This is a genomic window from Lysinibacillus sp. NPDC093692, assembly GCF_050280125.1.
In the GTDB taxonomy this organism is placed as follows: Bacteria; Bacillota; Bacilli; order Bacillales_A; family Planococcaceae; genus Lysinibacillus.
Genome location: NZ_JBNNUW010000005.1, coordinates 66,701 through 82,626, shown reverse-complemented (window position 1 = coordinate 82,626; position 15,926 = coordinate 66,701). Strand labels below are relative to the sequence as shown.

The following is a 15,926-nucleotide window of genomic DNA, read 5'->3' as shown; positions in this document are numbered from 1 at the left end:
CACTGGAGCGAGCAACGCGAGTGAAGCGGCTCATCGGACGCCCCAGGAAAGCGCCCAGCCGGAACGGAAATCAACGACCACACGTTATGATGATAACCACTATAATGGTTTAGATTAAAAGTTTTTAGGTTACTTTATCTTCATTCAGAAGAAGATTCCCCCTCTAAAAGTGTAGAGATAAATGGGTATGTGGTTCCATTTTAGTGTGTAACCAAACTCATACTGAATGAAGATAAAGCCTCCGGCGGATGTCACGGATTGAAAGGAATGAATTGTGCTGGCACAATTCAAAACCCAGACAAAATTACGCCAAGGCGAAATTGTTTTAGAAATAAGCTAAAAAACATTTGACAGCTTATAAAAGTACATGTTAATATAGTTAAGGTTAATGAATACAAAGTTTGTGGTTGAAGTAGAGGCTGCCCGCTTCTCACCTGATACAACGCTCTTGGGCTGTGAACAGGTATGACACGTTGAATTGTTTTGCGTAGACTTGCGCATGCACATATAGCGGGCGGACATCTTCAAAGTGTCCGTCCTTTTTTTATGGACATGACAAGATGATGTACCGTTCAACCGGGCAAGGCTTTGCCCAAACCATGTATTCGCGACAACTACTTGGAGGTGGATTACTATTAGCAAAGACATGTATGTAAACGAAGGCATTCGCGCACGTGAACTTCGATTAATCGATCACAATGGTGACCAGCTTGGTGTAAAGACACGTAACGAAGCGCTAGAAATCGCCACTCGTGTAAACTTGGATCTTGTCCTTGTGGCCCCTCAAGCCAAGCCGCCAGTCGCTCGTATCATGGACTATGGTAAATTTAAGTTTGAACAGCAAAAGAAAGACCGTGAAATTCGTAAAAATCAAAAGGTCATCGTAATGAAAGAGGTTCGTCTGAGCCCAACAATCGATGAGCATGATTTCCAAACGAAGCTACGTAATGCTATTAAATTCCTTGAAAAAGGTGATAAAGTTAAATGTAGCTTACGTTTCAAAGGTCGTGCGATTACACATAAAGACATTGGTCAACGTGTGTTAGATCGTTTTGCTGAAGCTTGTGCTGAAGTATCGACGGTTGAACAAAAACCGAAGATGGAAGGCCGAAGCATGTTCTTAGTTCTTCAACCAAAGAACGAGAAATAATATTAGACGAACAGTTTAGGAGGAATTCGACATGCCAAAAATGAAAACTCACCGTGGAGCTGCGAAACGTTTCAAAAAAACGGGTTCAGGTAAATTAAAATATGACCGTGCTTATGGAAGCCACTTATTCGCAAACAAATCTACAAAACAAAAACGTCACCTACGTAAAGCAAACATCGTTTCATCTGGTGACTTCAAACGCATCAAATCATTACTTGTATACATGAAATAATTTGACAACACAAAATAACTAATATTCATTTTTTAATGAAAAGCAGGAGGTAATTCATATGCCACGCGTAAAAGGCGGAACAGTGACGCGCAAACGTCGTAAAAAAGTATTGAAATTAGCTAAAGGTTACTACGGTTCTAAACATACATTATATAAAGTTGCTAACCAAGCAGTAATGAAGTCAGGTCAATATGCATACCGTGACCGTCGTCAGAAAAAACGTGATTTCCGTAAATTATGGATCACTCGTATCAACGCAGCTGCTCGCATGAACGGTCTTTCATACAGCCGTTTAATGCACGGATTAAAAGTTGCTGGTATCGAAGTTAACCGTAAAATGTTAGCTGACCTAGCTGTAACTGATGCAGCAGCATTCACTCAATTAGCAGACACTGCAAAAAAAGCAGTAGCTAAATAATTTTTGACAAAGTCAAAAATTATTTCTGCACCGAAAGCGAAGCGACAGGTGCAAAGTTATTGAAAGACTGATGGATTTATCCGTCAGTCTTTTTTGTGTTAGAGTAGTAGTAAATAGAAAATTAAAAGGAGTATTCAATGGGGCAAGCATTATTGGCTTATATGGCGATTGTTTCTATCGTCCTGCTCGTTATGATGGGCATGGATAAATCAAAAGCAAAAAAACATGAGTGGCGTATTGCAGAACGTACGTTATTTACATTAGCAATTGCTGGGGGTGCAGCAGGTGGCGTGCTGGGAATGTATTTATTCCGTCATAAAACACGACATAACAGCTTTGCATTTGGTTTCCCACTGCTAGCAGCTATTCAAATATTTATCTTAGTACAATTATGGTGATAAAACCGGAAAATGTTCCGATAAATCACAAAAAGATTCCGATAAAACCCGAGAATGTTCCGATAAAACTCAAAAACATTCCGATAAATAAAAACACATCCTCATTCTGAGGATGTATTGTGCATAAGCTTTTCAATGGGCTGCTTCCAATTTATTTTTGCGCTCGGATAGTTCAATAGAATTTCTTGCTGTAAGTATACAAAGTCTTTTTTCGTAAAACCTTGCAGTGTAGCGGCGTCACGGGCGCCAACGAAAATCGTCACAACTTCAAAGGCATCTTCAGTCGTGCCGAGGTATTTTTCACCTTCGAAAAGAGCACCCTTGTAAGAGATAAAGAAATTTTTCCGGACATTTTTGACGTCATCATAAAAATAATACTGGCCTTTTTCATAGGCCTCATCAAGTTTTCGCTTAGGATCGGTTATATAACGAATCGCTTTATAAAATACATAGATAATAAGCGTAATAACAGCAAGACGAATAAGTAACGGCAACATTTTTAATTTCCCCCTTGAAGAAAGGTTATTCCTTCCTATACGATTGTAAGGGGCAATTAGTTTCACTTTATATAAATATTTTTAAGAAATTTAGGAGAAAAAAATGAATTTACAAAAATTGTTTAAAATGCAAAAAGAGCTTGATGACTTCATCGAAAAAACTCAAAATATTGAACGTGATGTATTTAAAGAAAAAGGTTTAGCCTTAATGGTAGAGCTAGCTGAACTTGCAAATGAGACACGTTGCTTTAAGTTTTGGAGCACAAAGGGAGCTTCGGAACGTGATGTGATTCTAGAAGAATATGTGGATTCGATTCATTTTATATTATCACTGGGCCTATTAAAAGGTTATACAGCGATAGAAAAATGGCCTGTGATTGAAGAGAAGAGAGATTTAACAGAGACATTTTTAATGACACAAGACAATATTTTAAGTTTTATTAGTCAACCAACTGAGGATAGATATTTAGTGATCTGGCAATGCTATGGATTACTTGCGTTTAATCTAGGCTTTACGTTTGAGGACGTAGTTGCGGCATATATAGAGAAAAATGAAGAAAATTATAATCGTCAGCGTTCGGGGTATTAAAGTAAGAAATCCAACAATTTTCAGACGATTTAACTAGGAATATTTCGGTAAACGAAGTATAATAGAGGAGATACAAGAGTCGGGAGGTAAAAGGATGACACAGCTAGATTCAACATTACAAATGTTTAAAGATTTAACAGATGCGAATGGTATAGCAGGTAATGAACGTGCACCGCGCGAGGTCATGAAAAAATACATTGGACCATATGCAGACTTAGTTGAACAGGATAATTTAGGTAGCGTCATTGCTAAAAAAGTTGGCGATGAAAATGGCCCTAAAATTATGGTTGCAGGTCATTTAGATGAAGTAGGCTTCATGGTTACTCAAATCGATGACAAAGGGTTCATCAAATTTCAAACTGTAGGCGGCTGGTGGAGCCAAGTAATGCTTGCACAGCGTGTAACAATTACAACACGTAAAGGCGATGAAATTATTGGGGTTATTGGTTCTAAGCCACCTCATATTTTACCAGCAGATGTGCGTAACAAAGTGGTAGACATTAAAGATATGTTTATCGATGTTGGCGCAGCTTCAAAAGAAGAAGTTCTAGAATGGGGCGTCCGTCCTGGCGATATGGTAACACCATATTTCGAATTTAATGTGATGAAAAACGAAAAATACTTATTAGCAAAAGCATGGGATAACCGCATTGGCTGTGCAATTGCCATTGATGTTATGAAAGCTTTGCAAAATGAAAAGCATCCAAACATCCTTTATTCTGTAGGGAATGTTCAAGAGGAAGTGGGGCTTCGTGGTGCGAAAACGGCTACACATAAAATCCAACCAGATATCGGCTTTGCTGTCGATGTAGGTGTAGCAGGAGACACTCCAGGGGTAACTGCAAAAGAATCAACTAGTAAAATGGGTGCCGGTCCACAAATCGTTGTTTACGATGCATCGATGGTCTCACACCGTGGCTTACGTGAATTCGTATTAGATGTGGCTGATGAGCACAATATTCCATATCAATTCGAGGCAATGGCTGGTGGCGGTACAGATGCTGGTTCTATCCACGTAACTGCAAATGGTATACCAGCACTATCAATCGGTATTGCTACACGTTACATCCATTCACATGCAGGTATTTTACATCGTGATGATTATGATAATGCTGTAAAATTAATGGTGGAAGTTATTAAAAAATTAGACCGTGATGCAGTGAATAAAATTATTTTTGACTAAGCGTGGAAAGTACTAAATAGATATACCATAATTTTGCCTTCTAACAAACATGTTAGGGGGCTTTTTTGAAATAAGGACTTGTTTGAAATTCAATCATACACGCAAGTCCTATTCTTATTAAAATATAGCCCCTTTTAGCCATCCGTGAAGCGCAAAATCAGTACTTCAACGGAGCTCAGTAAAATATGTTTTATCTCTTCAACTTTACCCTCAAATTATTTAACTAAGCCCATTTCTAAACTAATTCTGTGAATTGCATATAATATTGCATTGCTTGATTTAACCATTTTTGTTCATCTTCCGTGAAAGGGGAAGAAGACATATTTTCGAATTTTTGAATATCCACCTCTTCTATATCTATATCGGCAAGTTTTTGTATCAAATTTTCACCAAGGTATGAAAAAGAAGCTTCTAAATATTCCTTAACCATCTCTTGTACTTTCAAGCCTTCTACTGGATAACCATATAATCTTTTCACTTCTTTAGTTAAATGAATAAATGTTTTATCCAATGCAATTTGATCTTTTTCTGATTTCTTTGATAACTCTTCCACAACAACCTTTAACTTTTGTTGTTCCATCCATTCATTTTGTTTTTGTTCTGTACTCATACTATATATAAGGCTTAATAATACAGTACCATCTACTTCTCCTTCCTCCTCGACTAATGTAATTACTCTTTTAATTGCTCGCATTGTTTGCTCAATTTGTTCCTTTTCTTTTTCTAAAGCATATAAATGGAGGGACAAACTTTCATTTAAATCCATATTAAAACTTGATTCATTTAACAAAGTAGTAACTTTATCAAGGCTATACCCTAGAAATTTTAGACTGATAATTTTTTGTAAGGTAATAATATCTTGATGATTGTAAATGCGATGCCCTGAAGAAGGATTTTTTTCAGGTTGTAATATACCAATTTCATCATAGTAATGCAAAGTAGGAATTGGTATTCCTGTCCTTTTTGAAAATTCTCCAATAGAAAACTTTTTATTATTCATCAAAATTCCTCCTATCCATTGGTATAAGTTAATCATAATACATCAAGTAACTAGAGGTTCAAGAGAGAAATTTAAAGTTTGAGGTGATAGATAAATGGTAAATGTGCAAAAAATGAGATTGTCTGTTACAGACACCGAGACGGTATGGGGAGGTCTAATTCCCACACACCAATATTTGTGAATATGTTACACTAGGCGTAATAACTGATTATTCAGTCATTAAACCAACGGGGTAGGTTAGTTAAAGAAGTGCTTAGAATAATGTTGCGATATGGACGCAAAGCAATGAGGGAGTAGTATGTTTATAGTTAGAACAGTTATTTTATGGATATTTATATCAACGATCATTAATGCATATTTAATGACATTACCCATACCTGTTTTACGAAAAAGAGATTATCCGGCTAACTATCTAATTAAACGAAATAATAGGATAGATATACAAAACAATAGGGAATGTGCAGCATTTTCAACAGCATATGTGTTGCGTCATTTTGGAATGGAGGCCGATGGTGATGAGTTATATACTAATTTCCCTAGTAAAGTGAGGTCAGGCAATGTATATCCAAAAGGAATCCGTACGTTGTTAAGAAAAAAGGGGTTTAAAACAAGCTATTATAAAGGAAATATAAATACATTAAAGTACGAAGTTAGTAAAGGAACTCCCGTAATTGTTTTTATTAAAGTACATAAGGATCGTAATAATTTGCATTTTGTCCCTGTCGTAGGATATGACAAGGAATATGTCTACCTTTTAGAATCACTAAGGGAACTGGCGAATTGTAATGATGATAACAATAGCTATAATCGAAAAGTTCCTATTAATGAATTTAGGAAACTGTGGAATGTGAAAAATATTAATATGGTTCTTTATAGCAATACTTACATAACTGTAGACGCCACGCAAAGATAATGATATTTTTACTCTAACAGCCCCCAAACTTAAATGTTTGAGGGCTGTTTTTTTATGTCGATAAACTAAAAAAGTTAGGCGATAAATTCAAAATTTTTATCGATATATTCATAAAATCATCTATTGAACCTGTAAAAGCTGCAATATATCTTTACCAATTTGACTAGGGTTTGCCGCCAATATAGGAGATCGATAATTTGATAAAACAACGACGCCCGTTTGTTGTGTTTTATCAAACCCTAAATAACTTGAAAAAGCTTTCGTCGAACCATTATGCCAAATGATATTGTGATCGAGTTGCCATCCTAGACCAATACTTATATTTTCTGAAAAAGTTTCAGTTGCTTGATGTGTTAATGTATAACCTAAATTTTCATCACTTAAATGTACTTTCGTAAATTTTAAAAGATCATTAACAGTTGAACGGACTGCCCCTGCTGCCATAAATTCATTCATTTGGAGAGGTGGCTTTTTATGTCCGAGGATAGTGTATCCTTGCAATACTGCCTCTGCCTGATTGGTAGGGATAGAGATAAAAGTATTTGGCATATTTAAAGGATCTGTTAATCTTTGTTTGATAGCAGTTTCAAAATCAGTATGAAGTGTATTAGCTAAAATATATCCTAAAAGCCCCATCCCTACATTAGAATATCGAAATTTAACTTTAGGCTCGTCCGTATGCGTTTTAAAATAATGTATAGTCTCGTCCAGTGAATATTGACAAAAAGGATCACGAGGTGTCTGCGCATCAAAAACATTGTAAATGTTCTTCAGCACACCTATTCCCGGTAGCCCAGAAGTATGATTGGCTAAACGCTTGAGCGTAACAGGGTGAGTATCGGGAATTGCAGAAAAGTATTTGCCTATAGAATCTTCGACATGGACTTTTCCTTCCTGAACCATTTCCCCTAATATGGATGTAGTAAAAACTTTAGAAATTGAGCCAACTTCATATATGTAAGACTTTTCTTCCAGCATAAAATTCGAGCCACCGAAAGTAAAGGTAGCTTCCTGACCTTGAGATATGATACCAATGGATAAAGCAACATTTGGGCGAGTTTTTATATAGGGATAAGCAATTTTAAAAATGTCTTTTTTTAAATTATGTAAATCCAAAAGAATACCTCCATTATGAACGCTTATTTTTTTCCTGCTCCGCTGAAATAATAGAATGTAATTTCAAAAGTATGTCCTTTAATTGTAACAAGTCCTCTCGATTGAGCTATGAATAATATTTATAAATAATAGTAAGCTCAATTTCCTCCTGCTTTTGAAAATAAAGATACCCTCGTTCATCTAGCTCTATAATCACTTCTCTACGATCCTTTTTACTCATTGTTCTTTTAAAAAAACTTTCTTGCTCCAGCCTATTTACTAACTGGCTAACAGCACTCGCGGATGTCCCCATTAACTTTGCCAATTCATATGTTTGAAGGGGCCTTTCGTCTGAAGAAGATTTAAAAATACTGCTTGTTTTGTAGTTAATGTTTCATCCAACAAAGAGGGAAATTCTTCGGTTAACCTTAAATTGGTTTCATATTCAACTTGATTAATCTCCTAAATAAGATGTACCAATTCCTTATCCATACGTTTTACTACCTAAATAATTAATATATATAAATTATAAATATGTATTAACAATAATGCAATTTCCTTGAATATGCATAAATATTCGATTGTTCGCATTATTGTCACATCAGAAGGTAAAATTCTAACTTTTGAAAATAAACATAAAAATTCAGTTGATTTTATATTTATGCATTGTTATACTAATCCCAACAGCAACGAAACAAGGAGTGAAGGCTATGAAATTACTTGAGGAAGTACAGCTAAAGTTAGTAACTAGCTTAAAAGATAAGGACTTATTAACCTTGCTAGACTATACAAGTGAAGAGGTTCAGCAGTTAGTTGAGTTATCGACACAGCTAAAAATGATTACTAAAGAAGGGAAATGTCCGAAGCTATTAGAAGGTAAGACACTCGGTATGATTTTTGAAAAACATTCAACTCGTACTCGTATTTCATTTGAAGTAGGTATGAACCAATTGGGCGGAAAAGGTATGTTTATGCATGCGCGTGATTTACAGATTGGTCGCGGTGAATCTGTTTATGATACAGCACATGTGCTATCAGGCTATTTAGATGGCATTATGATTCGAGCGAATTCTCATGCAATGGTTGCAGAGCTTGCAGAGCATGCTTCTATACCGGTAATAAATGGACTAACGGATATTTATCATCCATGCCAAGCTTTAGCGGATTTAGAAACAATCTTTGAACATAAAGGTGAACTAAAAGGACTTAAAATTGCTTATGTTGGAGATGGCAACAACGTGGCGCACTCATTAGTAGTCGCTTCTGCGCATGTAGGAATGAATGTGGCAGTGGCAACACCGGTTGGCTATGAATGTGACGAAGAAGTAATCGCGAAGGCACAGGCTATCGCAGCAGTAAATGGTAGCATAATTACAATTACAAATGATCCTGTAGAAGCAGTTTTAAACGCGGACGTAGTATACGCTGATGTATGGACGTCAATGGGGCAAGAAGAGGAAACTGCGAAACGTCTACAAGACTTTGCTGGATACCAAATTAATGATGAGCTTGTCGCATACGCAAAGCCGAATTATATGTTCTTGCACTGTTTACCGGCCCATCGTGAAGAAGAAGTAGCGACATCTGTTATTGATGGACCAAATTCCTATATTTTTGAGCAAGCAGAAAACAGACTTCATGCGCAAAAAGCGGTTCTTGCATCGATTCTAGCATAGAACTTAAATTGCTCTACGTTTAGTAAGCACAAACTTGCTTTAAAGCTATACTTCTCGGTTTGGGAAGTACTATATAGACAGAGTTCACATTGGCAACAGGGGGTGTCACTGTGAATAACATAACGGTGGTTGCAGACAGAGGGATGTAAACCACGCGCGATGTATGTGATCAAGATGGATGACCACATCGCTACATAATAAAGTAACCTGGGAGACGCTAGGTTGCTTTTTTCTTGTTGCGCTGCCTTTCAAGGGCGCTCTTCAAATGAACAGTTACTTTGGAAAAATATAAATCCTAGTTTTCCAATCTTTTATAGAGAATTAAAACAATTATCTATATAATAGGATAAATAAGTAATTTAAGGAGGGCTCCGGTTGAACATTGATCATATCGAGGCATTTTTATATGTCGTGCATTATAAAAGTATTCATAAGGCCGCCAATGCATTGTTTTTATCTCAACCGACTGTGACGGCTCGTATTAAATCATTGGAGCGAGAGTTGAATGTCGAGTTATTCCATCGCGATGGGCGAAGTGTAATATTATCGGATAAAGGGAAGGACTTTGTTCCGTTTGCGACACAGATTGTGGAAACCTTTCAACGAGGGAAAAAACAATTAGAGGAAACGCAGGAGTCTAATGAGGTGTGTATTGGTACAAATGGAGTCACAGCACAATATTTTTTAGCTTACGCTTTGCCGAAATGGAAGAGAGACTTTCCGCATTTGCATTTTCAGATCATCACAGGTTCAACAGCGGTGATTTTAGAGAAACTGCAAAGTCATCAAATCAATATGGGTCTTATTCAATATGTTCATAGGGAAGGAATTTACAATGAGCTATTGCTAAGTAATGCGGTTAAACTTGTGATGCATCGGGAGCACCCCTTTATACAAAAAAATGTAATGAATGCAAAGGAAATGGCACGACAGAAAATGGTGTTTTTTGAATGTGGGGCTTTTGATTGGAATTATGTGCATAAAATGTTTGAGGTAGAGGGCGTATCAGCAAATATTGAAGTGCGAACGGATCATTTAGAAGTAGCGAAAGAATTTATCCGTACAAGGGAGTATATGAGCTTCTTACCACATCTTTGTGTAAAAAAAGAGCTTGAAAGTGGTGAATTTGTTGAGGCTGATGTTAAGCATTTACTTGATATGAATCAACATATTTTTTTAACATATAAAAATAAAGAGACGCTTGCACCAGCTTTATGGAAAACAATAGTAGAGACAGCTGTACAATTTGAAAGCATTTAAGAAAATTTAACTACTTTCAGCAATGGTCAACCACTTCTATAGGTGGTGAGATGAATGCGGGTTTAAGTGTTACTTTTCAAGGGTATCCAAACATCCGCTGAAAGGAGTTCACAGAGGATGTTAACCTAAAATCATCGCATCCATGGGATAACGGCTAACTGACCTGCATCGGTAAAAACGCCACGTCCTGTGGCATTACCGAAATGACCGACATCGTGTCGCCCTCGTGTTGTTGCTGTCGCTTCGCTTTCGCACAAAAGACAATTGCGGACCTAAGCACACGGACACAATTATGCCGAGGCATAATTGATATTGATAAAATATTTTATATGACAGTAAAATTTTTTCTATTATGTAGCCCATTGCAAATTGTATAAATGAAAGGTATTATCTTCCTCAATCCTATTTTATTTATGATTCCATAAATAAAGTATTTTTTTACACTTAAAACATACTTAACCACTAAGTTTAGTAAAAATAAAATTTGAGGAGGAGTAAATATGGTGAGACAGGACAAAATTCGATTCGGGGCTATTATTCATGGTGTAGGTGGTAATATTTCAAGTTGGCGTCATCCGAAGGTTGCTAGCAATCAAAGTGTAAGCTTGCCGTTTTATATTCAACAGGCACAAAAGGCTGAGCAAGGGAAATTTGATGTAGCTTTTATTGCGGATGGTTTATTCATCAATGAAAAATCGATTCCGCATTTTTTAAATCGTTTCGAGCCACTAACAATCTTATCGGCGCTAGCAGTAACAACTAAAAACATCGGGTTAGTAGGCACTGTATCAACTTCCTATAGCGAACCATTTACAGTGGCACGTCAATTTGCCTCTTTAGATCATATTAGTGGGGGGCGTGCAGGATGGAATGTTGTCACGACCCCGTTAGAAAGCACTGCCTTAAACTACAATAAAACAATTGAGCAGCATCCGAGTCACGCAGAGCGCTATCAAATTGCTGAGGAATATTTAGAAGTGGCAAGGGGATTGTGGGATTCATGGGAAGACGATGCTTTCATTGCAGATGTAGAAAATGATGTTTTTTTTGATTCAACTAAGCTACACACATTAAATCATCAGGGGCAATATTTTTCAGTGCAAGGTCCGCTAAATATTGCGCGCTCTAAGCAAGGGCAGCCTGTTATTTTCCAAGCGGGTTCTTCAGATGCAGGAATTCGATTAGCCGCAAAGGATGCAGACGCAATCTTTACACATGGTACGTCATTAGAAGAGTCACAGAAATTTTATAAAAGAGTAAAGACTGAAGTTGCAGCATTTGGACGCAATCCAGATGAAGTTAAAATTTTCCCAGGAATTTCTCCGATTATTGGCGATACGCTTGAGGAAGCGGAAGCGAAGTATCAGGAAATCGTTGAGCTCGTTTCGATAGAGCGTGCACTTGCTTATCTTGGTCGATATTTCGATCATCATGATTTTACACAATATGATGTAGATGCTCCGTTCCCAGAGCTTGGTAAAATAGGAGCAAATAGCTTTAGAAGTACGACTGATTATATTAAAAAATATGCCAAACAAGAAGAGTTAATATTGCGACAAGTTGCTTTACGTGAAGCAACCCCAAAAACGGCGTTCTTTGGCACAGCAGAGCATGTTGCTGATCTCGTACAGGAATGGTTTGAAAAAGAGGCGGCTGATGGCTTTATTATAGGTGTTACTGTACCTGGAGCACTGGATGATTTTGTAGATAAGGTTGTGCCGATTTTACAGGCTAGAGGGCTATATCGTGAAGAATACGAGGCGGACACATTACGTGGTAACTTAGGTTTACCATTTAAAGAAAGCCGTTATGTCAAACAATCTGTCTAAAAACCTAGTAAATATATATGAATAAGTGTATTTGGAGGAGGAAAGTGTATGAGCTATTCATTAGGTATATTAGATCAAAGTCCCATTATTGAGAGTGCTACAAACGAGCAGACCTTACAAAAAACAGTGGCTCTAGCACAAAAAGCAGAGAAATTGGGTTATTCACGTTTTTGGGTGTCAGAGCACCATAATACAGCTACATTAGCGGGGTCATCTCCAGAGGTATTAGTGTCTTATCTACTTGCTAAAACAAAGTCTATCAATATCGGGTCGGGTGGAGTGATGCTTCAGCACTACAGCCCATACAAGGTAGCAGAAAATTTCCATGTTCTCGCTTCGTTGGAGCCCGGGCGAGTTGATTTAGGCATAGGGAAGGCACCGGGCGGTTTACCCCTCTCTACGAAGGCGTTGCAATATGGCACGCTCAATCAAGGCGAAGATTTCGAGGGAAGATTAACATTTTTACAGCAATTAATTGATCAAGCTGTTCCATCTGAACACGAGTTATATGGCGTACAGGTAACGCCGATTCCAAAGGTAAAACCAGCATTATTTTTACTTGGGGCAAGTCCACAAAGTGCCGCTCTTGCAGGCACATTAGGCATTGCGTTCGTCTTTGCTCGATTTATTAATAGTGACAATGACGTGTTAGCACAAGCAGCTACAGCATATCGCAAGCATTATCCAAACGGTCATTTCGCCGTTTCAATCGCAGCCTTTGCAGCCCCTACAAAAGAAGAGGCGAAAGAGTTAATTGGTGATCAAAAAATTACGAAGGTGCATTTAGCGAGTGGGAGAAGCCTAACATTACAATCGGTAGAACTTGCAGAGAGATTTGGTCAGGAATCTGGAGAGACATTTACGGTGAAGCAATATGATGCAGATATTGTATACGGTTCTCCAGAAGACATTAAAACGATATTAGATGACTATCATGTGCGCTATCAAATTGATGAGTTTATTTTGCATACGCCTGTGTTGAAGGAATTTGAACGGGAACGATCATTTGAACTTTTAAGTCCAGTAAATTTGCAGCAAAAAGAAGCGGTAAGCTAAGGAGGAAATGAACATGGCAAAAAATATAGATGTAATTGTTTGGTCTAAGCAAGGCTGTAGTTATTGTGATGAAGTGAAAACATACTTACAACAACAAGGCATTTCGTACAAAACGGTGGATGTAACACATCAGGATGCATTCCGTGACATTCTTGAAATAAAATATGGTGTCCGTTATGTCCCGGTTGTCGAAATTGGAGCAAATGGCGTCTTTAAAGCAGTAACAGAAATTGGGTTGGAGCATTTAAAAGCAGTACTTGCTGTTGATCTACCATCGCATGCATAAGAAGAGAGGGAGTTTATGAAAAAATTATCGTTTTATTTACTATTATTGCTAACTTTACTTTTAACAGCTTGTACAAATACGGAAAAGTCCGAAGGGGATACTAGTGAAAATAGTGCAGCACAAGGTGGCAAGGATGTTCAAAAAATCATTGTTGGTACAGGAACCCAATTTCCAAATATCTGTTTCATTGATGACAAGGGGAATTTAACAGGATATGATGTAGAGCTTGTTCGTGCCATTGATGAGAAGCTACCAGAATATGAAATTGAATTTAAAACAATGGAATTTGCAAATTTATTATTAAGTTTAGAGACAAGGAAAATTGACTTTATTGCCCATCAAATGGAGGTCAATAGTGAACGAGAGGAGAAATTCCTCTTTAATAAAGAACCTTATAATGTATTCCCATTAAAAGTAACAGTCAATGAAAAAAACAATTTTATTCAATCCATTGATGATTTGAAAGGGAAAAACGTTAGTGTTTCACCAACTAGTAACTCGGCTGTCTATATAGAGAAATATAATAAGGAACATAATTTAGGCGCTAATATTATCTATTCTTCCGGCTCGGTTGATATTCACAATCAACTTGCGACAGGTCGTATCGATGCAATCATTACAACACCATTTGCAGTAAAGTACTTTAATGAAAGTAATGAGGCGCAGGAGAAGGTTGTAGGAGATGCTTTATTAAATTCAAAAGTTTACTTCTTATTAAATAAAGACGAGGCTGTCTTACAGAAGCGACTTGATGATGCAATTCGAGAGTTAAAGGCAGAAGGCGTCATTAGTAAGTTAAGTAAGAAATGGTTAGGTGACGATTATTCGGTAGACTTCTAAACGGAATAGGAGAGGGAGAAGGAAGTATGGCTAATGACTTTGACTTCACACTAATTGCAAAAGTACTTCCAATATTGCTTCAGTATTTACCAGTAACACTTGAAATTTTAGTGTTCGCCACTATTTTTGGCATGCTGCTCGGTATAGTGATCTCTATACCAAAGTTGCTACACATACCAGTATTGAAGCAAATTATAACGATTTATATTTCGTTTATTCGAGGTACGCCGATTTTAGTGCAATTGTTTTTAGTGTTTTACGGTATACCAGCATTATTGAAACTTGTGCATATTGATGTAACAAGAATGGATGCTATGTATTTTGTAATTATTACTTATACGTTGAGCAATGCTGCATCGTTTGCTGAGATTTTTAGAGCGGCAATTTTAACAGTTGATCGTGGTCAAATGGAGGCAGCTTATTCAGTTGGATTAAGTGGAATACAGGCCTTTATTCGCATAATTCTTCCTCAGGCGATTCGTGTGGCCTTTCCCAATATGGCAAATACGATGATAAGTTCATTAAAGGATACGTCTTTAGCATTTTCTATTGGCGTTATGGATATGGTGGGACGTGGAGAAACGCTAATTGCTTCAACGACAAGAGCACTGGAAATATATTTGGCGCTGTCCATCGTTTATTATGTCATTGTTATTTTGTTAGAAAATGTATTAAAGCGCAATGAACGGTATCTTAATCGATATATGCCAAAGGAAACTGCATCTAGCTAGGGGGTAAAGGCTATGACTATAGATATTGCTTTTATTTTTGAAGCGGTAAAAGAAATTAGTAAAGTCTTGCCGTTAACGTTGTTCATGGCAGTTACACCTGTCTTATTGGGCACTTTAATCGGCATTATTATTGCATTTATTCGAATACAACAAACAAAATTTCTCGCACCATTGTTGAATTTTTACGTATCTTTTTTTAGAGGCACACCTATCATTATGCATATTATGCTTGTTTATTTTGGCATACCAATTGTTGTTGATGTCTTTGCCAAGGCTTTAAAAATTGAGATTCAATCAAGCTCTATTCCTATTTTATTTTTTGTTATTTTTGCTTTGACGCTAAGTGCAGGAGCCTATGCTTCCGAAATAATTCGGTCCGGTATTTTAAGTGTACCAAAGGGACAGCTAGAGGCAGCATATGCAGTCGGTTTAACATTTTCACAGGCGATGCGACGCTTTATATTACCCCAAGCATTTAGTAAATCCATCCCTAACTTCACAAATGTTTTTATTGGTTTCTTACATGCCACTTCACTAGCATTTTTCCTTTCGGTTAAAGAGTTAACTGGGGTTGCGAATATCGTTGCTTCTATTAATTTAAAGTTTTTGGAGGCATTTATCGCTGTCGGGCTAGTTTATTGGGGTGTTTCAGTTATCGTTGAATGGTTTGCACATCGTATTGAGAGAAGAGTAACTGCCTATAGTAAGGGAGGCATTTAACTTCTTTTTGGCGAATGTCTTTTGTATCGGAAGCGTAGCGACAGGTACAGGTA

20 protein-coding genes are annotated in these 15,926 nt (G+C 37.2%); 15 read left to right on the top strand and 5 right to left on the bottom strand.

All coding sequences use genetic code 11. From position 1 onward, the window contains the following. Window positions 1–646: 646 nt before the first annotated feature. The 4 genes from infC to ACQKN4_RS07450 all read left to right on the top strand — a co-directional run bounded on the left by infC (window position 647) and on the right by ACQKN4_RS07450 (window position 2,198). Complete coding sequence (gene infC / locus ACQKN4_RS07465) at window positions 647–1,150, top strand: translation initiation factor IF-3 (protein ID WP_024363824.1); 504 nt, start codon at window positions 647–649, stop codon at window positions 1,148–1,150. A gap of 31 nt (window positions 1,151–1,181) precedes the next feature. Further along, complete coding sequence (gene rpmI / locus ACQKN4_RS07460) at window positions 1,182–1,382, top strand: 50S ribosomal protein L35 (RefSeq protein WP_004226312.1); 201 nt, start codon at window positions 1,182–1,184, stop codon at window positions 1,380–1,382. 58 nt (window positions 1,383–1,440) lie between these two features. After that, window positions 1,441–1,800, top strand: coding sequence for a 50S ribosomal protein L20 (rplT, locus tag ACQKN4_RS07455; RefSeq protein WP_053592414.1), 360 nt, complete (start codon window positions 1,441–1,443; stop codon window positions 1,798–1,800). 137 nt (window positions 1,801–1,937) lie between these two features. Beyond that, window positions 1,938–2,198 (top strand): DUF1294 domain-containing protein, encoded by a 261-nt coding sequence (locus ACQKN4_RS07450; protein ID WP_079561568.1) that lies wholly within the window; start codon window positions 1,938–1,940, stop codon window positions 2,196–2,198. 101 nt (window positions 2,199–2,299) lie between these two features. Here the strand turns inward: ACQKN4_RS07450 and ACQKN4_RS07445 are convergent, their stop codons facing one another. Beyond that, window positions 2,300–2,695 carry a sigma-w pathway protein ysdB gene (locus ACQKN4_RS07445; protein WP_079561567.1) on the bottom strand — a complete coding sequence of 132 codons (396 nt, stop codon included), beginning with the start codon at window positions 2,693–2,695 and terminating at the stop codon, window positions 2,300–2,302. Window positions 2,696–2,798: 103 nt separating this feature from the next. On the opposite strand from ACQKN4_RS07445, the gene ACQKN4_RS07440 reads away from it, so the two are divergent. Next, entirely contained in the window at window positions 2,799–3,284 is a 486-nt protein-coding gene (locus tag ACQKN4_RS07440; RefSeq protein ID WP_079561566.1) for a dUTP diphosphatase, read from the top strand. A gap of 94 nt (window positions 3,285–3,378) precedes the next feature. Continuing rightward, window positions 3,379–4,467, top strand: a complete 1,089-nt coding sequence (locus ACQKN4_RS07435) for a M42 family metallopeptidase (protein WP_079561565.1) — start codon at window positions 3,379–3,381, stop codon at window positions 4,465–4,467. Between the two features lie 235 nt (window positions 4,468–4,702). Here ACQKN4_RS07435 and ACQKN4_RS07430 read toward each other — a convergent pair whose 3' ends face one another. Next, window positions 4,703–5,470, bottom strand: a complete 768-nt coding sequence (locus ACQKN4_RS07430) for a MerR family transcriptional regulator (protein ID WP_427483096.1) — start codon at window positions 5,468–5,470, stop codon at window positions 4,703–4,705. A 295-nt stretch (window positions 5,471–5,765) separates the two neighbouring features. On the opposite strand from ACQKN4_RS07430, the gene ACQKN4_RS07425 reads away from it, so the two are divergent. After that, the gene (locus ACQKN4_RS07425; protein ID WP_427483094.1) at window positions 5,766–6,380 is read left to right on the top strand and encodes a cysteine peptidase family C39 domain-containing protein; all 615 of its coding nucleotides are present in this window, start codon (window positions 5,766–5,768) and stop codon (window positions 6,378–6,380) included. A gap of 120 nt (window positions 6,381–6,500) precedes the next feature. On the opposite strand, the gene ACQKN4_RS07420 is transcribed toward ACQKN4_RS07425, so the two are convergent. Continuing rightward, window positions 6,501–7,496 carry a serine hydrolase domain-containing protein gene (locus tag ACQKN4_RS07420; protein WP_079563207.1) on the bottom strand — a complete coding sequence of 332 codons (996 nt, stop codon included), beginning with the start codon at window positions 7,494–7,496 and terminating at the stop codon, window positions 6,501–6,503. Between the two features lie 106 nt (window positions 7,497–7,602). After that, on the bottom strand, window positions 7,603–7,845 hold the full coding sequence (locus ACQKN4_RS07415) for a MarR family transcriptional regulator (protein WP_427483260.1): 243 nt from the start codon (window positions 7,843–7,845) through the stop codon (window positions 7,603–7,605). Window positions 7,846–8,185: 340 nt separating this feature from the next. Between ACQKN4_RS07415 and argF the strand changes: the two genes are divergently transcribed. Together argF and ACQKN4_RS07405 are read left to right on the top strand one after the other, a co-directional pair. Next, window positions 8,186–9,151 (top strand): ornithine carbamoyltransferase, encoded by a 966-nt coding sequence (gene argF / locus ACQKN4_RS07410; RefSeq protein ID WP_079563205.1) that lies wholly within the window; start codon window positions 8,186–8,188, stop codon window positions 9,149–9,151. A gap of 375 nt (window positions 9,152–9,526) precedes the next feature. Further along, window positions 9,527–10,411, top strand: a complete 885-nt coding sequence (locus ACQKN4_RS07405; protein ID WP_079563204.1) for a LysR family transcriptional regulator — start codon at window positions 9,527–9,529, stop codon at window positions 10,409–10,411. Between the two features lie 131 nt (window positions 10,412–10,542). Here ACQKN4_RS07405 and ACQKN4_RS07400 read toward each other — a convergent pair whose 3' ends face one another. Beyond that, window positions 10,543–10,668 (bottom strand): hypothetical protein, encoded by a 126-nt coding sequence (locus ACQKN4_RS07400; protein WP_427483091.1) that lies wholly within the window; start codon window positions 10,666–10,668, stop codon window positions 10,543–10,545. A 243-nt stretch (window positions 10,669–10,911) separates the two neighbouring features. On the opposite strand from ACQKN4_RS07400, the gene ACQKN4_RS07395 reads away from it, so the two are divergent. Genes ACQKN4_RS07395 through ACQKN4_RS07370 form a run of 6 tightly spaced genes read left to right on the top strand, consistent with a single transcriptional unit; the run spans window position 10,912 to window position 15,873 of the window. Beyond that, window positions 10,912–12,240, top strand: a complete 1,329-nt coding sequence (locus tag ACQKN4_RS07395) for an LLM class flavin-dependent oxidoreductase (RefSeq protein ID WP_427483089.1) — start codon at window positions 10,912–10,914, stop codon at window positions 12,238–12,240. A gap of 48 nt (window positions 12,241–12,288) precedes the next feature. Next, window positions 12,289–13,296, top strand: coding sequence for an LLM class flavin-dependent oxidoreductase (locus tag ACQKN4_RS07390; RefSeq protein ID WP_427483088.1), 1,008 nt, complete (start codon window positions 12,289–12,291; stop codon window positions 13,294–13,296). 13 nt (window positions 13,297–13,309) lie between these two features. Next, complete coding sequence (locus tag ACQKN4_RS07385) at window positions 13,310–13,582, top strand: glutaredoxin family protein (RefSeq protein ID WP_079563201.1); 273 nt, start codon at window positions 13,310–13,312, stop codon at window positions 13,580–13,582. Window positions 13,583–13,597: 15 nt separating this feature from the next. Continuing rightward, entirely contained in the window at window positions 13,598–14,422 is an 825-nt protein-coding gene (locus ACQKN4_RS07380) for a transporter substrate-binding domain-containing protein (protein WP_427483086.1), read from the top strand. 26 nt (window positions 14,423–14,448) lie between these two features. Then, a complete protein-coding gene (locus tag ACQKN4_RS07375; protein ID WP_427483084.1) occupies window positions 14,449–15,153 on the top strand; it encodes an amino acid ABC transporter permease in 705 nt (234 codons plus the stop codon). Between the two features lie 12 nt (window positions 15,154–15,165). After that, a complete protein-coding gene (locus ACQKN4_RS07370; RefSeq protein ID WP_427483083.1) occupies window positions 15,166–15,873 on the top strand; it encodes an amino acid ABC transporter permease in 708 nt (235 codons plus the stop codon). Window positions 15,874–15,926 lie beyond the last annotated feature (53 nt).

What these genes read in the sequence shown, in the direction of transcription:
- infC (WP_024363824.1), top strand. Translation starts at nt 647, where the DNA reads ATGTATGTAAACGAAGGCATTCGCGCACGTGAACTTCGATTAATCGAT.
- rpmI (WP_004226312.1), top strand. Translation starts at nt 1,182, where the DNA reads ATGCCAAAAATGAAAACTCACCGTGGAGCTGCGAAACGTTTCAAAAAA.
- rplT (WP_053592414.1), top strand. Translation starts at nt 1,441, where the DNA reads ATGCCACGCGTAAAAGGCGGAACAGTGACGCGCAAACGTCGTAAAAAA.
- ACQKN4_RS07450 (WP_079561568.1), top strand. Translation starts at nt 1,938, where the DNA reads ATGGGGCAAGCATTATTGGCTTATATGGCGATTGTTTCTATCGTCCTG.
- ACQKN4_RS07445 (WP_079561567.1), bottom strand. Translation starts at nt 2,695, where the DNA reads ATGTTGCCGTTACTTATTCGTCTTGCTGTTATTACGCTTATTATCTAT.
- ACQKN4_RS07440 (WP_079561566.1), top strand. Translation starts at nt 2,799, where the DNA reads ATGAATTTACAAAAATTGTTTAAAATGCAAAAAGAGCTTGATGACTTC.
- ACQKN4_RS07435 (WP_079561565.1), top strand. Translation starts at nt 3,379, where the DNA reads ATGACACAGCTAGATTCAACATTACAAATGTTTAAAGATTTAACAGAT.
- ACQKN4_RS07425 (WP_427483094.1), top strand. Translation starts at nt 5,766, where the DNA reads ATGTTTATAGTTAGAACAGTTATTTTATGGATATTTATATCAACGATC.
- argF (WP_079563205.1), top strand. Translation starts at nt 8,186, where the DNA reads ATGAAATTACTTGAGGAAGTACAGCTAAAGTTAGTAACTAGCTTAAAA.
- ACQKN4_RS07395 (WP_427483089.1), top strand. Translation starts at nt 10,912, where the DNA reads ATGGTGAGACAGGACAAAATTCGATTCGGGGCTATTATTCATGGTGTA.
- ACQKN4_RS07390 (WP_427483088.1), top strand. Translation starts at nt 12,289, where the DNA reads ATGAGCTATTCATTAGGTATATTAGATCAAAGTCCCATTATTGAGAGT.
- ACQKN4_RS07385 (WP_079563201.1), top strand. Translation starts at nt 13,310, where the DNA reads ATGGCAAAAAATATAGATGTAATTGTTTGGTCTAAGCAAGGCTGTAGT.
- ACQKN4_RS07380 (WP_427483086.1), top strand. Translation starts at nt 13,598, where the DNA reads ATGAAAAAATTATCGTTTTATTTACTATTATTGCTAACTTTACTTTTA.
- ACQKN4_RS07375 (WP_427483084.1), top strand. Translation starts at nt 14,449, where the DNA reads ATGGCTAATGACTTTGACTTCACACTAATTGCAAAAGTACTTCCAATA.
- ACQKN4_RS07370 (WP_427483083.1), top strand. Translation starts at nt 15,166, where the DNA reads ATGACTATAGATATTGCTTTTATTTTTGAAGCGGTAAAAGAAATTAGT.